Source organism: Bacteroidota bacterium (assembly GCA_016706865.1).
Taxonomy (GTDB): Bacteria; Bacteroidota; Bacteroidia; order Chitinophagales; family BACL12; genus UBA7236.
This window is the reverse complement of the sequence record JADJIS010000002.1, coordinates 437,590-461,894: the sequence shown is the minus strand read 5'-3', so window position 1 is coordinate 461,894 and position 24,305 is coordinate 437,590. Positions and strand designations below refer to the sequence as shown.

General features: G+C 35.9%; 19 protein-coding genes. 10 read left to right on the top strand and 9 right to left on the bottom strand.

Translation table 11 applies throughout. From position 1 onward, the window contains the following. Nucleotides 1–49 precede the first annotated feature (49 nt). On the bottom strand, nt 50–1,084 hold the full coding sequence (locus IPI31_05045; GenBank protein MBK7567173.1) for a PorP/SprF family type IX secretion system membrane protein: 1,035 nt from the start codon (nt 1,082–1,084) through the stop codon (nt 50–52). A gap of 125 nt (nt 1,085–1,209) precedes the next feature. Here IPI31_05045 and rlmN point away from each other — a divergent pair, with 125 nt between their 5' ends. The 3 genes from rlmN to IPI31_05030 are packed head-to-tail and all read left to right on the top strand — an operon-like array spanning nt 1,210 to nt 3,453. Continuing rightward, on the top strand, nt 1,210–2,250 hold the full coding sequence (rlmN, locus tag IPI31_05040; protein ID MBK7567172.1) for a 23S rRNA (adenine(2503)-C(2))-methyltransferase RlmN: 1,041 nt from the start codon (nt 1,210–1,212) through the stop codon (nt 2,248–2,250). Nucleotides 2,251–2,277: 27 nt separating this feature from the next. Further along, entirely contained in the window at nt 2,278–2,517 is a 240-nt protein-coding gene (locus IPI31_05035) for a hypothetical protein (GenBank protein MBK7567171.1), read from the top strand. A gap of 15 nt (nt 2,518–2,532) precedes the next feature. Further along, complete coding sequence (locus IPI31_05030; protein MBK7567170.1) at nt 2,533–3,453, top strand: DoxX family protein; 921 nt, start codon at nt 2,533–2,535, stop codon at nt 3,451–3,453. 79 nt (nt 3,454–3,532) lie between these two features. Here IPI31_05030 and IPI31_05025 read toward each other — a convergent pair whose 3' ends face one another. The 3 genes from IPI31_05025 to IPI31_05015 form a co-directional block, all read right to left on the bottom strand. Next, entirely contained in the window at nt 3,533–4,117 is a 585-nt protein-coding gene (locus tag IPI31_05025) for a NifU family protein (protein ID MBK7567169.1), read from the bottom strand. Between the two features lie 981 nt (nt 4,118–5,098). After that, the gene (locus tag IPI31_05020) at nt 5,099–7,684 is read right to left on the bottom strand and encodes a TonB-dependent receptor (GenBank protein ID MBK7567168.1); all 2,586 of its coding nucleotides are present in this window, start codon (nt 7,682–7,684) and stop codon (nt 5,099–5,101) included. 186 nt (nt 7,685–7,870) lie between these two features. Beyond that, complete coding sequence (locus IPI31_05015) at nt 7,871–9,325, bottom strand: PDZ domain-containing protein (GenBank protein MBK7567167.1); 1,455 nt, start codon at nt 9,323–9,325, stop codon at nt 7,871–7,873. Nucleotides 9,326–9,498: 173 nt separating this feature from the next. On the opposite strand from IPI31_05015, the gene IPI31_05010 reads away from it, so the two are divergent. Further along, nucleotides 9,499–11,115, top strand: a complete 1,617-nt coding sequence (locus IPI31_05010; protein ID MBK7567166.1) for a HAMP domain-containing histidine kinase — start codon at nt 9,499–9,501, stop codon at nt 11,113–11,115. 9 nt (nt 11,116–11,124) lie between these two features. Continuing rightward, nucleotides 11,125–11,835: a response regulator transcription factor gene (locus IPI31_05005; protein ID MBK7567165.1), complete on the top strand. Its 711-nt coding sequence runs from the start codon at nt 11,125–11,127 to the stop codon at nt 11,833–11,835. Nucleotides 11,836–12,045: 210 nt separating this feature from the next. On the opposite strand, the gene IPI31_05000 is transcribed toward IPI31_05005, so the two are convergent. From IPI31_05000 to IPI31_04990, 3 genes are all read right to left on the bottom strand, one after another. Then, nucleotides 12,046–13,095, bottom strand: coding sequence for a T9SS type A sorting domain-containing protein (locus IPI31_05000; protein MBK7567164.1), 1,050 nt, complete (start codon nt 13,093–13,095; stop codon nt 12,046–12,048). 137 nt (nt 13,096–13,232) lie between these two features. Continuing rightward, nucleotides 13,233–13,967, bottom strand: a complete 735-nt coding sequence (locus tag IPI31_04995; protein ID MBK7567163.1) for a hypothetical protein — start codon at nt 13,965–13,967, stop codon at nt 13,233–13,235. Between the two features lie 353 nt (nt 13,968–14,320). Next, on the bottom strand, nt 14,321–16,018 hold the full coding sequence (locus IPI31_04990; GenBank protein MBK7567162.1) for a M3 family oligoendopeptidase: 1,698 nt from the start codon (nt 16,016–16,018) through the stop codon (nt 14,321–14,323). Nucleotides 16,019–16,585: 567 nt separating this feature from the next. Here IPI31_04990 and IPI31_04985 point away from each other — a divergent pair. Genes IPI31_04985 through IPI31_04965 form a run of 5 tightly spaced genes read left to right on the top strand, consistent with a single transcriptional unit; the run spans nt 16,586 to nt 21,916 of the window. After that, nucleotides 16,586–17,593, top strand: a complete 1,008-nt coding sequence (locus tag IPI31_04985) for a type 2 isopentenyl-diphosphate Delta-isomerase (protein ID MBK7567161.1) — start codon at nt 16,586–16,588, stop codon at nt 17,591–17,593. A gap of 42 nt (nt 17,594–17,635) precedes the next feature. Beyond that, nucleotides 17,636–18,985, top strand: a complete 1,350-nt coding sequence (locus IPI31_04980; GenBank protein MBK7567160.1) for a hydroxymethylglutaryl-CoA reductase, degradative — start codon at nt 17,636–17,638, stop codon at nt 18,983–18,985. 26 nt (nt 18,986–19,011) lie between these two features. Continuing rightward, nucleotides 19,012–19,947, top strand: a complete 936-nt coding sequence (locus IPI31_04975; GenBank protein ID MBK7567159.1) for a GHMP kinase — start codon at nt 19,012–19,014, stop codon at nt 19,945–19,947. 50 nt (nt 19,948–19,997) lie between these two features. Beyond that, nucleotides 19,998–21,038, top strand: coding sequence for a diphosphomevalonate decarboxylase (gene mvaD, locus IPI31_04970; protein ID MBK7567158.1), 1,041 nt, complete (start codon nt 19,998–20,000; stop codon nt 21,036–21,038). 35 nt (nt 21,039–21,073) lie between these two features. Further along, nucleotides 21,074–21,916 carry a hypothetical protein gene (locus IPI31_04965; GenBank protein MBK7567157.1) on the top strand — a complete coding sequence of 281 codons (843 nt, stop codon included), beginning with the start codon at nt 21,074–21,076 and terminating at the stop codon, nt 21,914–21,916. Here IPI31_04965 and IPI31_04960 read toward each other — a convergent pair. Together IPI31_04960 and odhB are read right to left on the bottom strand one after the other, a co-directional pair. Next, nucleotides 21,906–22,940, bottom strand: a complete 1,035-nt coding sequence (locus IPI31_04960) for an endonuclease (GenBank protein ID MBK7567156.1) — start codon at nt 22,938–22,940, stop codon at nt 21,906–21,908. The two genes, IPI31_04965 and IPI31_04960, sit on opposite strands and share 11 nt — an antisense overlap. A 35-nt stretch (nt 22,941–22,975) precedes the next feature. Beyond that, nucleotides 22,976–24,244: a 2-oxoglutarate dehydrogenase complex dihydrolipoyllysine-residue succinyltransferase gene (gene odhB, locus IPI31_04955; protein MBK7567155.1), complete on the bottom strand. Its 1,269-nt coding sequence runs from the start codon at nt 24,242–24,244 to the stop codon at nt 22,976–22,978. Nucleotides 24,245–24,305: the final 61 nt, after the last annotated feature.

The following is a 24,305-nucleotide window of genomic DNA, read 5'->3' as shown; positions in this document are numbered from 1 at the left end:
TTTATAGAGAAAATATATATCCCAATCCTTTAGGATACAATTCTTTTTATTAAAACTTGGGGCAAGGTATTCTTCTTTCCCGATGAGGTAAACCTGTAATATAAGAAAGCGAAATTTCAGGACCGCCATTATTTTTGCTTGCCTCTGCAAGAGAAGAAATATTTACATCATAACTCACACCTAAACTAATTTTATCATAATCCAATCGCGCTGCAAGTATAGTTGCTTCGGCTTTTGTAGCAGCTTCCACATCACCCACAACCCTTTGCCAAACTCCGAATGATATTGCGGTTGAACTCCACTCCATTCCTTCCAAATAAAATTTAAGATTTGCTCCCCCAAAATATTCGGTATAAGGTCCTTGAACATTCATCATAAAAGCGGGCACCACCGAAGTCATTTTTCCCACTGGAATTTGGGCACCGGCATGACCGGAATACTTCATATATAATTTATCATCCTCGGCACCAATAGATTGGTTGGGTTCATTAACATGGTAAACAGATCCACCCAGATACATACTGAATTTATCTTCCTTAGGAACTAAATACCACATCAAACCTGCAGAAAGGTCGAGATAACCACGTGTATCAAAACCAATGGATTCCCCCGTTCCTAAAGTTGGATCGTAATAAACCCCGTCAAATTGGTTTGCGAAAGTCATTGCAAGATAATTCACACTTTTTTGCGCATATCCACCTTGAAATCCCGCCGACAAAAAACTGGGATGATATTTATTGCCTAAAGTTTTTATGTAACAAAAGGTCATATTAACCTGAGTACTCGAATATTTTGTATCACCTGCCACGTCGGAAAATGCGCTTAATCCGAAACCCATAAGGTCGTGCTTCAAAAAACTCTGACCGAAATTCACATCCACTGAAGCCGCAAAAGTGTTAAAAGGCGCAAAAGAATTCCATTGGTTTCTATAATTTACGATTCCGCGGATATTCCCGTTAAATGCTCCCGTTAACCCCGGATTCAGGGTTAACGGTGACGCATAAAACTGAGAAAAATGAATGTCTTGTGCGTGTACCGACAACGATAAAATACATGTAAATAGCAGTGTAAAAAGTTTATTCATTCCTCCAGCCGGTTTGTTTTGGAGCATGAAGTTCCAACTAATGTATGATATTTCAAAATAATTTCATGAGCGCTAGAAAGCGGAATTGCACAGTCACACGCAATTAAAGGGTTATCTTTGCTTAAATGCAGGAAAAGCAGAAAATAGCAATACGTGATCTCAGTCTGGAGGATTTAACGGAAAAGATCATTGCTTTGGGAGATAAAAAGTTCAGAGCCAATCAAATACATGAATGGTTGTGGAAGAAAAGTGCCGTGAGTTTTGAGGAAATGAGCAACCTTTCCAAGGAACTTAGAGGAAAGTTGGAAGAAGAATTTGAAATACTTCCGCTCCAGATCGACATGGAACAAAAAAGTAGTGATGGAACTGTTAAATGTCGTTTTAAATTGCATGACGGGCATTTTGTGGAAGGAGTTTTGATCCCAACAAAACACAGAATGACTGCTTGCGTTTCGAGTCAGGTTGGATGTAATCTCGGTTGTACTTTTTGTGCAACAGGATTTATTAAAACCAAACGCAATTTGCAACCACACGAAATATACGATCAGGTTGTTTTATTAAATAAAATTGCCCTTAAAGAACACGAACAGCCATTAAGTAATATTGTATTTATGGGAATGGGTGAACCATTACTCAATTATAAAAATGTTTTGGAAGCAATAGATAAAATTACTTCCGAGGAAGGATTAAATATTTCTGCAAAACGAATTACGGTCTCCACCGCCGGGCTGGCAAAAATGATAAAAAAATTGGGTGATGATGATGTTAAATTTAATCTTGCATTATCTCTTCATGCCGCAGATGATATTAAACGAAGCAAATTAATGCCGATAAATGATGCAAATAATTTAAATGATCTGGTGGAAGCATTAAATTATTTTTATGAAAAAACCGGCAATTCCATAACTTTCGAATATATTTTATTCGACGGCATTAATGAAAGTATGGAGGATGCAAAAAATTTAGTTTCTTTATGTGCAAGAGTTCCCGCTAAAGTAAATATTATCGAATACAACGCCATTCGGGAAGCTGATTTTCACAAATCGAAGGAGGAACAAAGAGAACGATTTATTAGTTATTTAGAGCAGCATAAAGTAGTAGCCGTAGTTCGCAGAAGCAGAGGCAAGGATATAGATGCTGCATGCGGGCAATTGGCAAATAAATAAAATTTAAATTTCAAAAAAAGTAGATTGATGAGATTAATCAGAGCATCAAACAAAACGATCTTGTATATTTTTTTATTGGGGCTTGGATCTATTTTAAATTCCTGCGATAAAGAATTTCGTTGCGATTGTTACCAGGATGTTTCCGGATTTGATACTACCTATACTTTAGTTGGTGAAGGCAGAGATGCAAATAAAACCTGCGATGCCTTTGATTCGGAAACCACGGATTTCGGAATTACCAAAACAGTGGATTGTGAACCTTTTTAAGTTTTTTTGATATCCATGAAATTAAATTCCAAATCTTTCCTTTTTCTCTTTATCAGAGTTCTGTTAGGAACGATATTTATTTTATCTGCGATATTCAAGTTAATCTCCATTGATACTTTCGAACTATACATTTTCAGTTTAAAATGGTTCAGCTTCAATGTTGCCGCGGTTCTTGCACGTTTGGTTATTAGTGTGGAATTACTTTTGGGAATTTTATTGATCACCAACATCAAGTATAATATTGTATGGCGAACAACAGTTACTCTCCTCACCCTATTTTCTCTTTTTCTTTTTTATCAGGTTATAAGAGGTGAAAAAGAAAATTGCCATTGTTTTGGAGAAATGCTCCGCTTGTCGCCACTGGAATCTCTTATAAAAAATATTATTATGTTAGGATTACTTTTTCTTATCAGGAAAGAGCATTCTTATCAATTGAAATATCGATCCAATATTTTATTATTTTCATTTGTATTTTGTTTCACGCTTCCCCTTGTAATATCTCGTCCCGATTTTTTGATCAACTGGGAAGACCCAAGTGGTTACACAATGGAAACTATATCCGCCCGAATTCATGATTCAGAAACTTTAAACAATTTAAAGGTTGGAGAGAATAAAAAAATGCTTTGCCTGTTCAGCGTTACCTGCGAATATTGTATACATGCGGCCAACAAAATTTCACTTATTTCGAATAAATACGACCTAAACAATAATACAATTTATGTTTTTACCGGTGATGTAAATTTATTAAATACCTTCTGGGAAGAAAGTAATTCCGCAAAATTTACCTACGACTTTTTACCAATGAAACAATTTTTTTCCATTGCCGGTCCTTCTGTTCCGAGTATTTATTTACTTGAAAACGGCAAGGTTGTAAAACAATATAATTACAGAAGTATAAATGAAAAAGAAATTCAGGATTTTTTTGAAACGGAATAAAGAAGACATCCCTTTATTATTGCAGCATAAAAAAAACACGAACATTACTGATCGTGTTTTTAAATAGAAAAAATATTTTTTAAATTAATTCTGCGCTTTCCGCAACCACTTCTTTCACTTCCGGAACCATACGTTTTAATAGTCCCTCAATACCCGATTTTAATGTAACCGTAGAAGAAGGACATCCACTGCATGATCCCTGCATCATTAAGGTAACAATTCCATTGTCGAACGATTTAAATTGTATTGCTCCACCATCCATTTCCACGGCTGGTTTTACATATTGATCCAACATCGATTTTATTTTGGCGATTATCGCGTCGCCATCCAATTCGCCACTAATATTGTCAATTTCAGGAATCTCACCCACCACGGTTTTTCCTTCACTCACGAAATTCTTAATGAATTCGCTAATCCCCGATTTCACCTCAAACCAATCAATTTCCGCCTCTTTTCTAACCGTAACAAAGTTATTCATTATAAAAACTCCCTTTATAAAGTCAAATTTATTGAATAACTCCTCCGCCAAAGGCGCGTAACTCACATTGTCTCCCCTGTCAAAGTCAACGCTCTGCCCCGTCAACAACATCTTATTCATCACAAACTTCAAACTATCCGGGTTCGGCGTTCCTTCTGTGTATATACTCACGATAAAATTGCTCATAGTCTTTTCTTTATGCAAAGGTATAAACTACAATCATGGGAAAAAAGTTCTGAGTTCTGACATGTAGTAGATCTCCTGCGTCGATCACTACATGTTTCAGTTCTGAGTTCGGGGTTCTGAGTTCGGGGTTCTGAGTTCTGAGTTCTGGGTTCATACGGAGGGGACTACTCACTCTGCCTGAAACTTTTTTGTCGTTTGGTTGAAAGGGTTGAAGTAGTTGAAGGGGTTTGTTACGGAGGAATATCTTCCGGGTGAGGATTTGTTTAATGTTCTTTATTCCTTGTTCTTTATTCGATATTGGATTGGGTTGGCAAGGTTTATTACGGAGGGGAGCTCCGATTCAACCTGAAACGAGGTGAGAGAAGTTGAAGTAGTTGAAGGGGTTTATTACGGAGGAAAATCATATGGGTGTCGATCCGATTAAAATTTTTTATTTTTTGATTGTTATTGGATATTTATTTTGTTTGTTACGGAGGAATATCTACCGGGTGTCGATCCGATTAAAATTTTTTATTTTTTGATTGTTATTGGATATTTATTTTGTTTGTTACGGAGGAATATCTTCCGGGTGTCGATCCGATTGTTATTTTTTATTTTTTGATTGTTATTGGATATTTATTTTGTTAGTTACGGAGGAAAATCTTCCGAGTTGGAATCTGTTTATGCCTGCCCGGCCACTGACGGGTTCTTTATTCTTTAACTGCCTGACGCTGTCGGCCGGCAGGTTCGATATTAATATGCTTATCAGGGATTTGTTCGAAGGGTGAATCTCGTTGGTTGAAAAATGTTTCCTTAGTAGAGATGCAATGCATTGCGTCTCTACTAAGGAAACGTTTTTCAACTATTCAGAATTTGACTGTTTACTGAGACTGTGACCGCTACTTTCACATAAATGGTGAGCAATGAGTTCAATCCCACTCGGATCAAACTCATTACTCATAACTCCCGTCCGACCGGTCATCCGGGCGGGCATTACTCATTTCAAAACTTAAACCCAAGTTTCGCAAAAATCGCCGTTCCATTGTATCCCATTTGCACTGCATCCCAGGCGCCACCGGTTTCGGTTTCGTATGGATCAGTTGGATCGGGATAGGTGTTCAGGAGGTTTGCTGCTCCAATTGTAAGGTGTGAATTTTTTGTTATGTCATATCCTATGCTTGCATCAATGGTTGTTTTAGCTGCATAAGTATATTCTAATCCACTGTAATTAATTAAATTAATTTCTCCGAAATAATTAAAGCGCAATGTTGCATTTAATTTTTTAGTCGAATATTCTGTTGTTAAATTCATTTTTGCAGGCGGCGCACTGGCGAGTAAAAAATATTGTTCGCGCACACTAAAATAATTTTCTTCTTTACCTGTCAGCAATTCGTTGGTATAAATATTTTCTATGGTCATCTGATTAAAATTACCTGCATAGGTAAATGTTAAAACATTTTCCTGCATATAAATTTTATAAGCAAGAATTACATCAACACCCATTGTTTTTGTATCCACTGCATTGGTAAAAAATCTTGCATATCCAACATTCAGATCAGAAAGAATTCCACCGATAATATCATCATCCGTTCCAAATCCATCTGTTAACACGATACGATCATTTATGGCAATATAATATCCGTCAATCGTTAATGATAATCCTGAAATTGGTTTTGCTGTAAATCCGAAACTACCATTCATACTTTCTTCTTGTTTTAATGCCGGAATTCCGAGTTGACGTGCGATCGTACTTTTATTATCTGCAATAACTTCATCTATAATAACACCACCTTCCACATTTGTATACGTGGAACTAAAATATATTTGTGCCAACGATGGAGCACGAAATCCTGTACTAAATGAACCTCGTAAAGCAAATTTATTATTAATTGCAAAACGGGCTGCCAATTTTCCATTTATCGTATTTCCAAAATCAGAATAATTTTCATAACGTATTGCAGCATCTGCAGAAAATTGTTCTGTGAAATTTGCTTCCACGTCAAAATAAGCGCCTAAATTTGATCTGAACTCATTGGTTACATCCTTAGGCTGAAACCCTGGAAAACCCTGCGATCCACCTGGTCTGCCGATGGTATCTTCTCCATCAATCAGAACAGCTCCGTAATTATACCATGATGCTTCTTCGCCTGCGAATATCTGATAATTATCGATGCGATATTCCGCTCCATAAGCAATATTTAATCCTTTCAAAACACTCGAAAAATATTTTGTAAAATCAAGGCTTGTTGTATTTTGTGCAAGTGAAAATCCTCCATCATCAAATTCTGTTGGCGAAGCATCTCCCATGGAAGCATTTAATGTTTCTCTGCCATAATAATGCATTTTATTCGCACCAAATGTATTATTAAAATCAACATCCCATCCATGAATATCTCCGCGAATTCCACCGGAAATTGATTTGTCGGTTACAATGGATGCAATAATTGGATCAAATCCTTTGGGATAAATGGAAGTAACCGTACGAGGACTACCTGCATCTCTTGTATATGCATAAGCAGCAACATCTCTCGTATTATATCCACCAAATGCATAAAAATGTGCATTGTCCGAAAGCTGATATTTCATATTGAACCAGGCAGAAAAATCGGTAACTTCTGCATCACCATATTGATTTCGAACATCCACATTATCAGGAAAATCGCCGGTAAATTCTGCGCGATTTGTATGACCGCGGTAATGATAATCTGCAGTAACATTCATAAATCCTTTTTCACCAATATCAAATCCATAGTTTCCATTTATCTGCAAATTTTGCCCATCGATAGACCCCTGATCAAAATTATATTGCGCTAAATTTCCGGATGTATTTACATTACCGGTAAATTCATTTACATCATCCTTTAAAACAATATTAATTACACCTGCAATTGCATCAGAACCATATTGTGCAGATGCACCGTCACGCAAAATTTCTATGCGATCAATTGCAGCTGCGGGAATTGTATTCAAATCAGTTCCCGTATTTCCTCTTCCTCTTGTTCCGAAAATATTGATGAGAGATGATTGATGATATCTTTTTCCATTTACAAGAACAAGAGTTTGATCGGGACCTAATCCTCTTAAAGTTGCAGGATCAATATGATCGGCGCCATCGCTACCACTTTGACGATTCGAATTAAAAGAGGGTGCGGCGTATTGTAGTAGCTGATTCAGATCCAATTGCCCATTTGCAGCAGTAACAGCACTTACATCAATAATATCGATAGGAACCATGCTTTCAGTGGAGGAACGATTCAAACTTCTTGTGCCCAATACCTCAACCTGACTCAAACTATAGGAATCGGCTTCGAGTATAATACGCAGTGTTGTTTGTGCAGTTACTTCAATTTCCTGAGGGGTAAATCCCACATAGCTAAATACCAGTGTAGCGGGAGTTGTATTGAGGGTAATGGTAAAATTACCATCAACATCGGCCAGAGTGCCATTGTTAGTTCCTTTTTCAACAACGGTTGCTCCAATAAGAGCGCCTCCGTCGAATTCGGAAATATGGCCTTTTATTACGACCTGCGAGTTAATAATATTACATACAAATAGGGAAACAATTAATAAGTAAAGGTTCTTGAGCATAAGGTTTGGGTTTAGTTGATGCGAATGTAAAAAAATTATTTATGCCGCTTTATCCGATATACACAGGCATTTTGTTTGTAATCTTAAACATAAAACACATCCATCCCGCAACTTATTTTTGAAATTAAACCTCAAAAAAAAGACCGGATCAATTCCGGTCTTCTTATTAATAAATATCAAGATCTTTTATTGCAGTATTACAGTTTTGGTATTCGAATAACCGTTTTGAGTTACCTTAACAAAATAAGTACCTTTTGGCTCCGAAGAAAGTGTGATCGTTTTATCATAAGCACCTGAAAAATTCATCAATGTTTCTTCATACACTTCTTTACCATTAATATCGGTGATCACAATTTTTGCATCACCTGCTTCAGGTAAATTAAATTTTACATTGAAGGTACCATCACTTGGATTGGAATAAACACTCACACTATTTTGTTCAAGTAAAGGGTGAAATGCACCTGCAGAATTACTATTAGGTGAAGGTGCCCTTTCATCCGTGTTTTTTATTGCAGTGATACAAATATTTATATTTCGTTTTCCATCACCTGAATTATAACTATATGCACTTCCCGGAGGACATGGAGCAATACGGTCAATTATTATATTTGGGGAATAACTACCTTCTTTATCATCACCATTAAAATAAAATTGCATGTTTTTTACCTCTTGTAAAGTTGCGTCAACTGTATTTTTTTTGCCGTTACGTTCGTAGGAGATTTTTATTTTTTCACCGGGCACTGTTGTTTCCATAAATTCCATCATCTCATCATAGGTAATTATTTTTTTACCATTTAATTCTGTGATAATATCACCCTCCATTAATCCTGCTTCTTTAGCTGCGGAATTATCTTCAACCCCTGAAACTTTCACCATTCCTTCCTCGTCTTGTAAATACACACCCAAATACCCTCTAGTAGGCGCATTTATTTCAATTAATTGGTCTAAATTATTATCCCAGTTTAAATTAAAACTGTCACTAAAACCTTCCATTCCCGACCAATTGCCAAAATCATTTTTATTTTCTTTTAAAACGGCATTTACAGTTTCTGTTTTTCCGTCTCTTATGAAGGTAACTTTTATTGTTGCCCCAACTTCATACATTCCGATCACTTCACTCAGATTATTAGGTGATTCAATTGTTTTTGCATCTATACCTGTAATAATATCTCCTTCTTTCAAACCTGCATCAATTGCTCCACTTTCTACTACCAGACCGGTTATTTTCGCACCTTCGGGAACCTTATCCGTATAAACACCAAGAATTGCTTTATTTGATGACAAAAATTCCAATTCCTTCAGGTTTTCCAAATTGGGAATTACAGGCATTTCGGGCATTTCGGGCATTTCAATATTTTGAAGTCCTTCCATCATTTCTTCAAAAGCTTGTTCATCCCATTCGAAATTAAATCCCGAATTAATGTCGATATTAAGCTGACTTAATTCTTCATCCAATCCTAATTCTTTTAATAAACCATCAATATCAAAATCGCTTAAAGCGTCGATGGAAGTATCTATCTTCACCTTTTCACCGTCAACATTTGCATCAATCTTAATTCGGATCTGACCATTTTCAGGGTTTTGGCCAAAGGTTAGGTTACAAAGGGTAAAAAGGCTGAAAATTAAAAGGAACTGTTTCATAATTTTCGAGATTGGTTTAATACTTGATTTTCGTTGATTATAGTTCATTATGACCATGGGATGACAAATTTAGCACCTATCACAATTGAAAGTAGTTAAATGACCATTAAAAGATGTTAATGTTGCGTTAAACCGCTGTTTTCACGATTTTAACATATGTAAATTTGTAGAAGATGTTAAAGAACCGCATTTGGCTTATTGTGATCTTAATGAGTTCCGCTCTGTTAGGGATCATTTTGGTTCAGGTATACTGGATCCAAAATACCATAACACAGAAGGAACAGGTTTTTGGATATCATGTGAATGAGGCACTCAACAAAGTTGCTGATAAGGTGGAAACTAATATTGCAGCATCAGTTTTGAGCAGTCAGACGAGTTTATTTTTTTCAGATTCTACCTATTGGCGAACAGGAAACGACTCGCTCAATATTTATGAAGGCATTGTGAACGACAGTATGTTAGCCGGTGCACTAAAAGCATCGCGCATCGACAATGGCTATTATGAAAAAACCGAAATATCTGGAATAGATCCTTATAAAGATGCAATGTCGCCTATACAAACCAAGGGTGAACGACCAACCATGATATTGGAACCACTGGAATACAGTGGAGATTTTTCTTCTGCCAACAGCGACCTTATCACCCAAATTTTAAAGGATATTGACAGGCAATTGATGATCAATTCGCAGCGTATTAAAAAAGCAATGGAACAAATGATGTTTCAAATGATGCAGCGCGGAATTAAACCTGAGCAAACAATTGATACCGTATTCTTAAAAAATACACTGGTTCACGAATTAAAAAATAACGGAATAACCACTGATTTTAATTTTGGTGTTTTAATGGATGATGAATTTTTTATTACCAATACAACAGAAAAAGAAGAAGTTAAAGAGTTAGTTGCCACGCCTCATAAAGTGAGCTTATTTCCCGATGATATGTTTTTTAACAACGATGTTTTATTAGTGAATTTCCCGCACCAAAAAAGTTTCATCCTCAGTTCGATCTGGTCGTTGTTAATAGGTTCGCTTTTATTTACATCCATCATAATCGCCGTATTTTATTATACTGTATTAATATTATTCCGTCAGAAGAAATTATCGGAAATAAAAAATGATTTCATCAACAATATGACCCATGAATTTAAAACTCCATTGGCCACTATTTCGCTCGCAGTAGATGCGGTTAATAATCCGATGATATTGAAGGATGAAAATAAGATCAAACATTATACGCATATCATAAAGGAAGAGAACAAACGCATGAACAGTCAGGTGGAAAAGGTTTTACAGATGGCGCTGCTGGATAAAAATCAGATCAATTTAAGCAAGGATGAAATAGATATACATGATATTATTTATCGCGCTGTTGAAAATATCAGTTTACAGGTGGAAGAAAAAGGTGGCAATATTATGACAGAACTTGCCGCAGAAAATTACGAACTTACAGGCGATGAAGTGCATCTCCAGAATGTGATTTTTAATTTACTGGATAATGCCAATAAATACTCCCCGGATAAACCCGAAATTAAAATATCAACGCAAAGCGACAATAAAGGAATTTATATTACTATTGAAGATAAAGGTATAGGAATGAGTCAGGATAATATTAAAATGATATTTGAAAAATTTTATCGTGTGCCGACAGGAAACGTACATAATATCAAAGGATTCGGACTCGGTTTAACTTATGTAAAAGCAATTATTGTAGCACATAACGGAACAATAGAAGTAAAAAGTCAACCCAAAAAGGGATCACAATTTAAAATATATTTACCTATAACATTATAATCTATACTTATGGAAGAATTAAAAACAAAAATCTTATTAGTGGAAGACGATCCGAATTTCGGAGCCGTTTTAAAAGATTATTTAAGCATGAGTGGCTACGATGTTCGACTTGCCACTGATGGTGAAAAAGGGGAAGACCTTTTTTTTAAGGAAGAATTTAATTTATGTGTACTGGATGTTATGATGCCTAAAAAGGATGGTTTCACACTTGCTGCACAAATTAAACGCATCAATCCTGAAATGCCTGTAATTTTCCTCACTGCAAAAACTTTGCAGGAAGATGTTTTGGAAGGATTTAAAGTAGGTGCTGATGATTATATTACCAAACCATTTAACAGCGAAGAATTATTATATCGCATTGCCGCAATTTTAAAACGCGGAGGAAAATTGCGCACCAATAATCAGCAAAAAGAATTTACGATTGGAAAATATCATTTTAATTACAAAACCCGCCTTCTCAAAACCGATGGTTCCGATGCAAAACTTTCACCAAAAGAAGCCGAATTATTGCGTTTATTCTGCATGAAAGTAAACGATATCGTTTACCGCGAAGAAGCCTTAAAACAAATTTGGGGAAGAGATGATTATTTCACAGCCCGCAGCATGGATGTATTCGTAACCAAACTCCGCAAATATTTAAAAGAAGATCCAACATTGGAGATCGTGAATATTCATGGGAATGGGTTTAGGTTGAATACGGAAGAGGAGGCGGTGGTGTAAAGAATTGAAGATTCGAAGGGAGAAGGGAGAAGATTCGAAGGGTAAGGTTCTAAGGTTAAAAAAGGAAGGAAGGGTTGGGAAAGATTGAAAAAGGGGGATTACTTTTTGATTGGAAATTTTATATCCTAATTTAAATTTTACTTGGCTTTATAAATTTTCAATTAAAACAAACTGTCAAGTGTAATCAGTCTTGACGTCCGTATCTCTTTATTAAATTTTACTAAATTTGGCAAGTCCAGCTGAAACTCCATTTGATTTTATTAATTCAATAAAATACAACCCTTGAGGTAGATGCTCAATATTTATACTTTCTCCAACCACAAAATTTTTGTTTTCAATTACATTTCCTGCAAATGATCTAATGGTATAATTTAAAATCCCATTTGAAACATCGGAAATGTCTATCGAATAGTGAGCAGGAACCGGGTAAATAGAAATCTTATTTTCCAATTTTAAATTTTCTTCCACTGTTGTTACTAAAATAAGCGAAGTTGTAACATCATCACTACATGCATTTGCAGCAGTTAATGAGACATAATAATTACCAGGTTCCGGGAAAATAAATACCGGGTCAACGAGATAGGATTCTCCCACCGAAAAATCCCAAGTATATGCTATTGCATTTGTGGAAAAATTAATACAAGATATAGTTAATCCAGATAACGTATATGTAAATTCTGCATTTGGTATTCCCATTAAATTTATTTCAAGGGTATCAGAATCCTCGCAACCCGTAATAGGATCTATCACCACTACTGAATAAACTCCAGAATCAACTACAACAATAGTTTGTGTATTTTCTCCTGTATTCCAAAGAAATTCAGATCCTGGATTAGCGGCATCTAACACTATAAAATCACATATATTGATATCGGCTCCCAAATCAACAATTGGGGTTGTAAGTACATTAAGTTGAATACAAATAGTATCATTGGAGGCGTCATCATCAGGCCATATCGTCCAGGCGCATAAGTCATGCCATCCAGGTTCTGAGAGATCTACAGTAACTATAAAATCGTAAAAAATGGATTCGCCAGGCATTATTCCTGCAAAATCTATTTCCATCGGAATTGCCTCTGCGTCAAGTTGATATGCAATTGTAGCTGAAAAAACAGATTCATCACCATAATTTGTGATTTTTATCCTAACGACCTCTTCATCGGTTAATCCACAACCACTTACTGGAGTAATAATTTCAGAAATACCCAGGTCAATTGTTGCTGATAAATTGTTGACAAAAAATAAAAGGAATAAAAACAAAAACAAATGCTATCCTGAGGGCTTATATTTTAAATTATGCTTAAATGTTTTCATAAGACTAGTTTTTGAGATGGCAAGGATCTCATTCTTTAACAATAGTAAGAAATTATTATCAAAAAATATAATATTGTTGTGCCCTATTCATTTTCAAATACACCAGAAGGCATTTCATCCACCACATAAATATCTTCCAATTTTCCCTCTACTCCGCGGTCGCTGGAGATGAGTAATTTATCGTATTTTTTGTAGTCGCTCCAAGTGTTGGAGAATTCAGGAATGGTGTCTGTATATTTATCGAAAAAATCCCATTGGATTATTAAATAGGAATTCATATCAACGTAGATCCAATATTTATTTTCAGGGGTAAAACCGACATTTTCAAAGGTCATTTCGAGGATGGAGGTATTTACAGTATTTAAAAGTGTGTCTTTTACAAATTTTAAATTTACTCCCTCATCCAACAATTTAAAAGGCATGAGCAGCCAATAAGAATCGTTCGCCCAAATTCTTTTTCCCCGCGTACTATATTTGATCAGCGAATCAGCATCCGTGATCTCCGATCCATTTATGAATAATTTTGTTTCCTCTGAATTTAGGGAGGTTATAATAGTTAATTCCTTTTTGAGGTAGTCAACCCTAACTCTATCGTTTTGTTTATCCCATATCAATTTTCTACTTCCAAAAAATGACCAGCCAATAAAATTTGTTTCCTCAAAATTTTCATCTCCTCCCATTGCACTTATCACGCGCTTGGCAATGCTGGTTGCTTTTAATGCGGAAGTGTCATGAGAGATGGTTTGTGTATTTCCGATCGCAGGAATAAATCCAAGGATCAAAAAACTAATAAAATTTATTTTTAAATAACATTTCACAATTGGTCTAATTAATTGTTGATCAATGAATGATAAATAAAACAGGTCATTAATTCTTTCGGCAAACCATTTTTTTCGTGAGGCGTGAAGCGTGAGGCGTGAGGGGTAAATTTTCTTCGAAAATTAAAATTCATCCCTTGACCTGCCGTCCTCTCAAATTAACACGGACTAAAGTCCGTTGTTACAAGATGGGCCGTCCTTTCAGGACTGTATCTATCGCAAATTGCAAACTCCTTCTTTCATTTTAAAATTAATCTCAATTTATTTTAAAATTTTTATCCTTTTAAATCCGCCAAATCAGCGTCATCTGCGCCTGTCCGCCTACTGGCGGGTTCCCTCTTTTAGCACACTTTTCATCCAAGTTTACTTTCATCCACCCCTTTCAAATACCCATCCAATTCACCAACAATATCTGCAAAAACATTTACCTCAAACGGTGATCTAAGGTTGGCGTATTCAACTAATTCTAAAAAGGATCGGCTTCCACCAGCTTTACATAATTGAACATAATCGTGTAATGCTGCAACATTATCTTTTTTAGCTTTTAACCAAAATTGAAAGGCACACATTTGTGCAAGGGTATAATCAATATAATAAAATGGTGATTGATAAATATGTGCCTGTGTTTGCCAGAAACCGCCGGCATTTAAATAATTATTATCATCATAATCTTTTAGCGGAAGATATTTTTTTTCTATGTTTCTCCAAAGCGTTTTTCTTTCTGTTGGTGTAAGCTCAGGTTTTTCGTAAATATGATGTTGAAATTCATCCACTGCAACACCATAAGGTAAAAATAAAAGCGATTCCACTAAATGCGCATAACGATATTTATCTGCTTCCTCCGCAAAAAAATCATCCATCCATGGATATGCAAAATATTCCATACTCATGGAGTGAATTTCCGCAGCATCACTCGTTGGCCAATAATATTCCGGCACTTCAAACCCGCGACTCATATACACCTGAAATGCATGTCCCACCTCATGTGTAAGCACATCTATATCGGCACTTGTCCCGTTAAAATTTGAGAAAATAAAAGGCGATTTATATCCTGATATATAAGTGCAATATCCACCCCCCGCCTTCCCTTTTTTTGCTTCCAGATCCATGAGGTCGTGGTCGAGCATGAAATTAAAAAACTCTTTTGTTTCAGCGGATAATTCTGCATACATTTTTTTGCCGTTATTAATTATCCATTCAGGTGATCCTTTTGGATCTGCATTTCCGCTCTTAAATAATAATGGTTCGTCGTAGTATTTTAAGATATCTAAATTAAGTCGTTTTGCCTGTTCCTTTTTTAATTCCGATGCCATGGGGACAATTTGTTTCAATACCTGTTCACGAAATCCTGCCACCATATCAGAAGTATAATCGCTACGCAACATCCTGAGGTAACCAACCGCGACAAAATTTTTAAATCCCAACTCTAAAGCAATAGTGTGTCGTGTTTTTACTAATTCATCAAATATTCTGTCGAAAGCATTTTCATTCTCTACAAAAAAATTCCAACGAGCAGATGATGCTTCTTGCCTTACATTTCTATCTGTCGAGCGCAAATAGGGAACCATTTCTGCTATTGTTCTATCGGCTCCATCGAAATTGATCAGTGCACTTGCAATCAATTCCTGATACTCAGTACTTAATTTATTTTCCGTGATAAGATCATTAATTATTTCCGGTTTAAAAACACGCAATTGCATATCCGCGATACGGAATAATTGTTTACCAAATTTTTCTTCCAATTCTATTCTGAATTTAGAATGTATCAGTGCTTTATAATAGATACTGGTAAGTTCTTCAAAATGCGGCAAATTTTCATCAAAAAAATCCTGCTCCTTATTATAAAATTCATCCCTGGTATCAATGGAATGACGAATTGCACAAAGCTGATAATTGGTATCAAATGCCGAACGGAGTTGATTAATTTTATCCATAGCATCCATTTGTCCTTCCGCGTTTTCTGCTAACTCAAAAGATTTAACCAAATCCATAAAGCGCTCCCTCAAAGATTCAATTTCCGGCCGCGTATAACTGTATTCTGAAAAATGCATATCGATTTATTAAAGGTGCAAATTTAAGAAGATATTGATGGTGAGGGGGGAGTGGTGAGTGGTGAGGAGTGAGTGGGAAGGGAAAGGGTGAGTGGGTGGGTTTGGAGATGAGAAATGAGTTATGCCCGCCCGGATGACCCGGTCGGACGGGAGTAATGAGTGGGGAAATAGCTTGAGTGAAAATTTTAGTCCTGCAGGAAGGTCAAAGTATCATTGTTAAGTAATAGCAAGACTCGATCAGAGCTAAATCACACTTCGCCCAGCAGTGGTTGGAGAAAAACACCAAACCACGGCGTACGGGGCGGAGCAAAACTATTCGGCTAACTCGGAGTAAGCTCACTATTCACCACTCACCACTCACCATTTTCCCCTTCCCCAGTGAGACCCCCACTGAAAAAGTGGGAGCCTCACTATTTGATCGTAGCATTCTCAGCACTCACTACTCACCACTCACCCCATCAACAGTCATTAGTCAAGAGTAAATCTATCCGGCTTTCTCGGATCAAACTCATCACTCATTACTCATTACTCATTTTCTTACCTTTGCACCCAACAATAACGCTCAACTTGTCCGATCCAACTTCAGAACAACGCAAACAAGATCATATCGAACTGGCACTCAAGAGCCAGACGGGAAGTCTTGAAAATGATGTGAGGTTTTACTACGAACCCGTTTTGAGCGGGCATCATGCTGTTTCTTTGGAGAAAGAATTTTTAGGAAAAAAGCTCGCAAATCCTATCTGGATAAGCAGTATGACGGGTGGAACGGAGCAAGCCGGGGTGATAAATCGCAATTTAGCAAGTGCATGTAATGAGTTCGGAATGGGCATGGGTTTGGGCTCCTGTCGTCGTCTGTTGAACGATGATAAGTATTTTGATGATTTTAATTTAAGACCCATCATTGGAAAGAACCTGCCCTTTTTTGCCAACCTGGGAATTGCGCAGATAGAACACAACCTGGCCGATAATACGGTAGATGCCATAAAAAAAATGGTGCAATCGCTTGATGCTGACGGACTTATAGTGCATATTAATCCTTTTCAGGAATGGTTGCAACCCGAGGGTGATACCTTTACAAAATCACCTTTGGAAACCATACAAAAATTGCTGCTTGAGGTCGATTTTCCACTAATTGTGAAGGAGGTAGGACAAGGGATGGGGCCTGAAAGTGTGAAAGCCCTGTTGCAGCTACCTATTGCTGCTCTTGATTTTGGCGCATATGGCGGCACTAATTTTGCAAAATTGGAAATGTTGCGCTCGAACAATGCCGAAGGATCTGTGTTTAAAGAATTAGCGTATATAGGACATACAGCAGAGGAGATGGTTGGATTTGTAAACCAAGCCGCTGCAACATTAGGGAACGATTTGAAGTGTAGAGAGGTGATAATCAGCGGTGGAGTGAAAAATTTTTTGGATGGATATTATCTCACCGAAAAATTGAACCTAAACAGTATTTATGCTCAGGGTTCCGGTTTCCTGAAATATGCACAGACAGGATATGCGGAGTTGAAAACATATATTGAAAGTCAAAGAGATGGGTTAATTTTGTGTAACAATTTTTTAAAAGTAAAATAAGAAGTACTTTTATTTGATTGTATTTGAATAATAAATTTCAGAGTGGCAAAAATAAAAGGGTTTTCCAAACTCAATAAAACAGAAAAAATTGCATGGCTTGCAAAACATTTTCTCACCAGTAATCCATTGGATATTGCGCGGGAATTTTCAAGTTATATGCATGCCAATGCCGAATTACAAAAAGTATTTGATGGCATCTCTGAAAATACCCTTACCAATTTTTATTTACCATATGGTGTTGCACCAAATTTTGTAATTAATGGCCGCACTTATGTAGTTCCAATGGTGATAGAAGAAAGCTCGGTTGTTGCAGCCGCAAGTGCAGGAGCAAAGTTTTGGAGCGAACGCGGAGGTTTTCATGCCGAAGTAATTTCAACAATAAAGGTTGGTCACGTTCATTTTTTATGGCGTGGCGACAGTGAAAAATTATTGCATTTTTTCGATACGGAATTAAAAGAAGAATTAATTGCCGGTGTTCAACCTCTGGTTGAAAATATGAAAGCGCGTGGGGGCGGATTAAAAACTTTGGAATTAATTGATTGTTCCGATCTCGAACCGGAATATTATCAATTAAAAGCAACATTCGAAACTGCGGATGCAATGGGTGCTAATTTTATTAATTCCGTTTTAGAACATTTTGCCGGAAGTCTCGCAGAAGAAGTTAAAGAAAATAAAAAATTTACCGGCGCTGAAAAAAATGTAGATGTTGTAATGAGCATTTTGAGTAATTACACTCCGGAATGTCTGGTAAAAGCCTGGGTGGAATGTGATATAAATGAATTGGGATCTTTTGAAGAAGCTAATTTATCTGCCCAACAATTTGCCAGAAAATTTAATACTGCAATTAATATTGCGAAACACGATGTGTATCGCGCAACTACGCATAACAAAGGAATATTTAACGGCATTGATGCAGTAATTCTTGCTACAGGAAACGATTTTCGTGCAATTGAAGCATGTGGTCACGCCTATGCATCGCGCAATGGACAATATGCAAGTCTTTCCAGTTGTGAAATAAAAGGAAACAAATTTATTTTCTCTTTAGAAATTCCATTGGCTGTTGGAACTGTTGGCGGATTAACAAAATTGCATCCGTTGAGCAAACGTTCTCTGGAAATATTAGGAAATCCAAGTGCTAAAGAATTAATGAAGATTGTTGCATGTGTTGGATTGGCACAAAATTTTTCCGCAATAAAGGCATTGGTTACTTCAGGTATACAAAAAGGTCACATGAAAATGCATCTCACAAATATTTTGCGTCACTTTGGTGCAAGTGAAAATGAGATTCAATTAGCAGCTACTTATTTTACTGATAAAACTGTTTCTTTCAGTTCGGTGAGAGCTTATTTAAACGACCTGAGGGGTGAAAACTTCTCGACAGAAAAATTATAAATTTTACTTACTATTAATAAATCTTGGTGAAAAAAACTTTCTATTCACACGGCAAACTATTAATCAGCGGCGAATATTTAATATTGCGCGGTGCTTTGGCATTAGCTGTTCCTACAAAACAAGGTCAGCGCATGGAAGTAGAAGAAAATGAAAATGAAGAGAATATTTTATTCTGGAAAAGTTACGACAATGCAAATAATGTTTGGATAGATGTTCAATTTAATAAAAAAGATCTCAGCCCTTTCAGAGAAACATTAAAAAATATTGAAGCTCCGGTTTTAGAAACATTACAAAAAATATTAATTGCTATTCGCAAATTAAATCCGGAATTTCTGAAAAATAACGGATCCACACATCTTACAAATTATTTGGAATTCGACAGGCACTCCGGTTTAGGAAGTAGTTCCACCGTTATTAATAATATTGCAAAGTATGCAGGAGTTGATGCATTTGCGCTTAATAAAATTATTTTTAGTGGCAGCGGTTATGATATTGCCTGTGCCAATGCAAAAAAACCTGTTCTCTTTAGAATTGATGAAGAAGGACCTGTGAATGATACTGTACATTTTATGCCTCCAAGTCCGGAAAAAATATTTTTTGTTCATCTTAATAAAAAACAAGATTCTAAAACGGAAGTAATTAATTTCAATAATAACACATCTAAATTTACTGAGGAGATTGAGATCATTTCCGAAATTACTGAAGCATTACTTTTTTGCGACGACTTTCATGATTTTAAACAATTATTGGATGAACATGAAGAATTGATGCAATTTGTATTACAGGAAGAAATGGTGAAAACTAAATTATTTCCTGATTTTACAGGAACAGTTAAATCACTTGGTGCCTGGGGAGGAGATTTTGTTTTGGTGGCAAGCAGCATGGAAGAAGTGGAGGTAAGAGATTATTTTGAAAAAAAACAATATAATACCATTATTCCCTATCATGAAATGGTTTTATAATCCGCTTTCATTATTCAGAGTTTTGATATTATGCATCTAAATTTGTAAGTATGAATATTACCTGGAAAAGTCCTTCAAATATAGCACTCATTAAATATTGGGGGAAACACGGAGAACAATTACCAAACAATCCTTCTCTTTCACTTACCTTAAGTGATGCTAGTACAACAACCTCCATATCACTCAAAAAAAAACGAAGCAAAAAACCTATTGATCTGGATTTTTCTTTTGAAGGAAAAAAGAATCCCGCTTTTTCTGCTAAAATTTTAACCTATTTAACAGGGATTCAAAAAGACTTCAATTTTTTAAGTGAACAACGTATAATTGTAGATTCAGAAAATTCCTTTCCTCACTCTGCAGGAATTGCAAGCAGCGCATCCTCCATGAGTGCAATGGCATTGTGTTTAATGTCGTTAAAGGCAACTACAGAAAAGAAAATGTATAATTATGATACATTTTTACAACAGGCATCAGGATTCGCCAGATTAGGAAGTGGAAGTGCATCGCGCAGTATCTATCCCGAATTTTCTGTATGGGGAAAAACAACTACTGTTCCGGGTAGTTCTGATAAATATGCAATTCCATTTCCAATTAATTACCATAATGATTTTTCTGATATGGAGGATTCTATTTTAATTGTAAATGAAAGTGAAAAATCGGTGAGCAGCAGAGCAGGACATGCTTTGATGAACGATCACCCTATGGCGAAACAACGATATGTAAATGCCAATAATAGATTTAAACTTCTGTTAAATGCATTAAACACCGGTGATTGGGGATTATTTTGTCAGATCGTGGAAACAGAGGCATTGGAATTACATGCATTAATGATGACAAGTACGCATTCCTTTATTTTAATGAAACCGAATACCTTAGAAATTATTGAACGAATAAGAAATTTCAGAGCAGAAACTAAAATTCCTGTTTGTTTTACTTTAGATGCAGGTCCCAATGTTCATGTTTTATATCCACATTCTGAAAAAACAAAAGTGCGCAATTTTATTCAAAGTGAGTTGTTGCCATTTTGTATAAAAAAGAAAGTGATCTACGATCATATGGGAAAAGGCCCTTCGCAAATAATGAATGATTAGTCTCCATTACCAAATTAATAAATAGAAAATTGAAAATGCCTCAAACCTATCCTTCCAAATTATTATTGTTCGGCGAATATGCCGTGTTGGTAGGTGGAGAAGGATTTGCAATTCCCTATCCAAAATATAGTTCTGCATGGCGACAGGCAGATTCTCCCATTGATATTATACATGATCTGCGACCATTCTATAAATTCCTGAAAACATCTGAAAAATTTAATACAATTCTCGACCTCGAAAAGTTTATAGAGGATCTACAAAACAATTATTATTTAAGATCCGATATTCCTATTGGAATGGGATTAGGAAGTTCCGGTTCTGTTGTTGCGGCTGTGTATGATAAATATAATAATCAGGCAATTAAAACCGAATATGCCTCCGATCTAAAAACTTTAAAAAAAGAACTCGGGGAAATGGAGAATTATTTTCATGAAACCAGTTCCGGACTCGACCCACTAGTAATATTATTAAACAAACCTATTCATCTTTTGCATGGAGGTGAACCAAGAGCGGTAAATGAAGAAATTCATTTATTAAAAGATCTCAATATTAGTTTATTCAACACAGGCTTAGAAAGAAAAGCATCAACCCAAATTGAAATATTTATTAATAAAATGCAGAGTGAAGATTTCAGCACGTTGATAAATGAAGAATATTTACCGTTGGTAGCATCTGTGATTGAGAAATTATTAGAAAACGATAAAGAAGGATTTTATTTAGACCTAGCCGCACTCTCCGCATTCCAATTGCAACATTTTTCATTTGCCATTCCTGATTCAGTGCAGCACCAATGGCAGGCAGGATTGCAGTCCGGAAAAGAGATATATAAATTATGTGGCGCCGGTGGTGGTGGTTATGTACTTTGTTTTAAAAACTAATTAATTCTATATAAACAGGTAGGTGATCAGAATATCCTCCTATATATTTAATTCCGCTATAAGTTCTGTCGGGTGAATCTCCGTATTTATCGTGGTGAAATAACATCCAATCCTGCTTTACGATCTTCACAGTATTAATATTTGCATCAATGGAAGTTTTATTTAATAAACTTTCCGAAACAATTATCTGATCCAGTATTTGCCAGTTTCCTTTAAAATTATAGGTTCCTTCACCTGCTTTTTGTTTTTCACTCATCATATTAACAAGGCTTTCATCAGCATAACTTGCACCGGCTTCCTGCGCCATTAATATTTTTTGAATACTGATATCAAAAGGAGTATCATTAAAATCTCCCATAATTATTATATTAGGATCGGTAAATTTATTATTTAGAGAATCGATCACATGTTTTAAAGTTTGTGCAGCTGCAGCTCTCTTTGGCGCAGACACTTCCTCACCTTCTGATCGACTCGGCCAATGATTAACAAAAATATGGAGATCCTCTTTTTCACCATTTATATTTATAGTACCTGAAACATATAAAATATCTCTCGTGTAGTCCACAGAATCACCAGGAATTGTTACATGAATTGGAGTTTTATTTAATGGAGTAAAAACATTTTTATTATACAATAAAGCAACATCAATTCCCCTTTCATCAGGCGAATCGAAATGCACTACCGAATAATTTGCGGCAGATAAATTAAGTGTTGCCGCAAGATCATTTACTACCATTAAATTTTCTACTTCACAAAGTCCAACCAACACAGGCATTTCATCGGCTCCTGTTGCTATCACTTTAGAAAGTTGTTTTAATTTCTTTTTATACTTTTCATCATTCCATTTTCTGTCAGCACCGGGAAGAAAAGTTTCATCATCAACCTTGGGATCATTTATTGTATCATATAAATTTTCGAGATTGTAAAACATCACTCCATAACTCATTGCCTTCTCATTCTGGTTTTGTGATGCACACTGTAAACTTGCGAGTACGGGCAATAATAATAGGATATAAAATTTCATGATCAATAATTTATTTGTAACACTAGACAGTACTTTTATAACTCCAGCAACAATTCAATATTATCGAAACCAAATAATAAATTTTCCGGTTTTTCTAATTGTTCTTTCACCCGCACCAGAAAACTTACCGATTCTTTTCCATCAATAATTCTGTGATCATAACTCAATGCAAGATACATCATAGGTCTTATTATAACTTGTCCGTTTAAAGCAATGGGTCGTTCCTGAATTTTATGCATTCCCAAAATCGCACTTTGTGGTGCATTAATTATTGGTGTGCTCATTAATGATCCGAATACTCCTCCGTTTGTGATCGTAAACGTTCCACCCTGCATTTCTTCCAGGCTCAAAGTTCCATCTCTTCCCTTAACTGCCAATGATTTAATTGTTAATTCTACTTCGGCCATACTCATACTTTCGGCGTTGCGCACTACCGGAACAACTAAACCCTTTGGAGTAGAAACCGCTATAGAAATATCACAATAATCATTAAATATCATGGTATCCTCATTAAAATAGGCATTTACGCTTGGAAATTCCTGTAATGCATTGCAACATGCTTTTACAAAGAAGGACATGAACCCCAAACCGACACCAAATTTCTTTTCGAAATTAGCTTTGTGTTTTTCCCGAATTGCCATAATTGCGCTCATATCCACTTCATTAAAAGTGGTGAGCATGGCAGTTTCGTTTTTAACACCAACTAATCGTTTTGCAATTGTTTTACGAAGTTTAGAAACTTTTTCTTCATGCTGGGTGCGCAAATTTTTTCGCAAACTTTTAACAATTTCTTTCCCATCAGTTCCACTTTTAATATAATTTAAAACATCTTCCTTCGTAATTCTTCCTCCACTTCCGGTACCTGATAATTTTTGAATATCAACTTTATTTTCTTTAGCAATTGTAGATGCCAAAGGTGATATAGCCGGCGCGTGTTCCTCTACCGGAATTTTCTTTTCTTCCTTTACTTTCTCAACAACCTTTTCTTCCTTCTCTTCTTTCTTTTCTACTACTTCTTCTTTCGTAACTTTTTCTTCCTTTTTTGCTTCACCTGTTGCTGCGGGCACAGCATCTGTATCCAAGGTAGCAATTACATCTCCTATTTTTAATTCGGTTTCTTCTTTTACGAGTAATTTTATTTTACCGGCTTTCTCAGCTGGAAATTCCAGTGTGGCCTTATCACTTTCAAATTCACATAGTGATTGATCTATAGTAACAATATCACCATCAGCTACAAGCCATTTTGAAAGTGTTACTTCATTAATTGATTCTCCAATTGTAGGTACTTTTAATTCAAGTATCATAAAAAAGTATTTAGTATATAGTATTTAGTAATTAGAGAACAGCCGGCTTCCTACTTCGCCC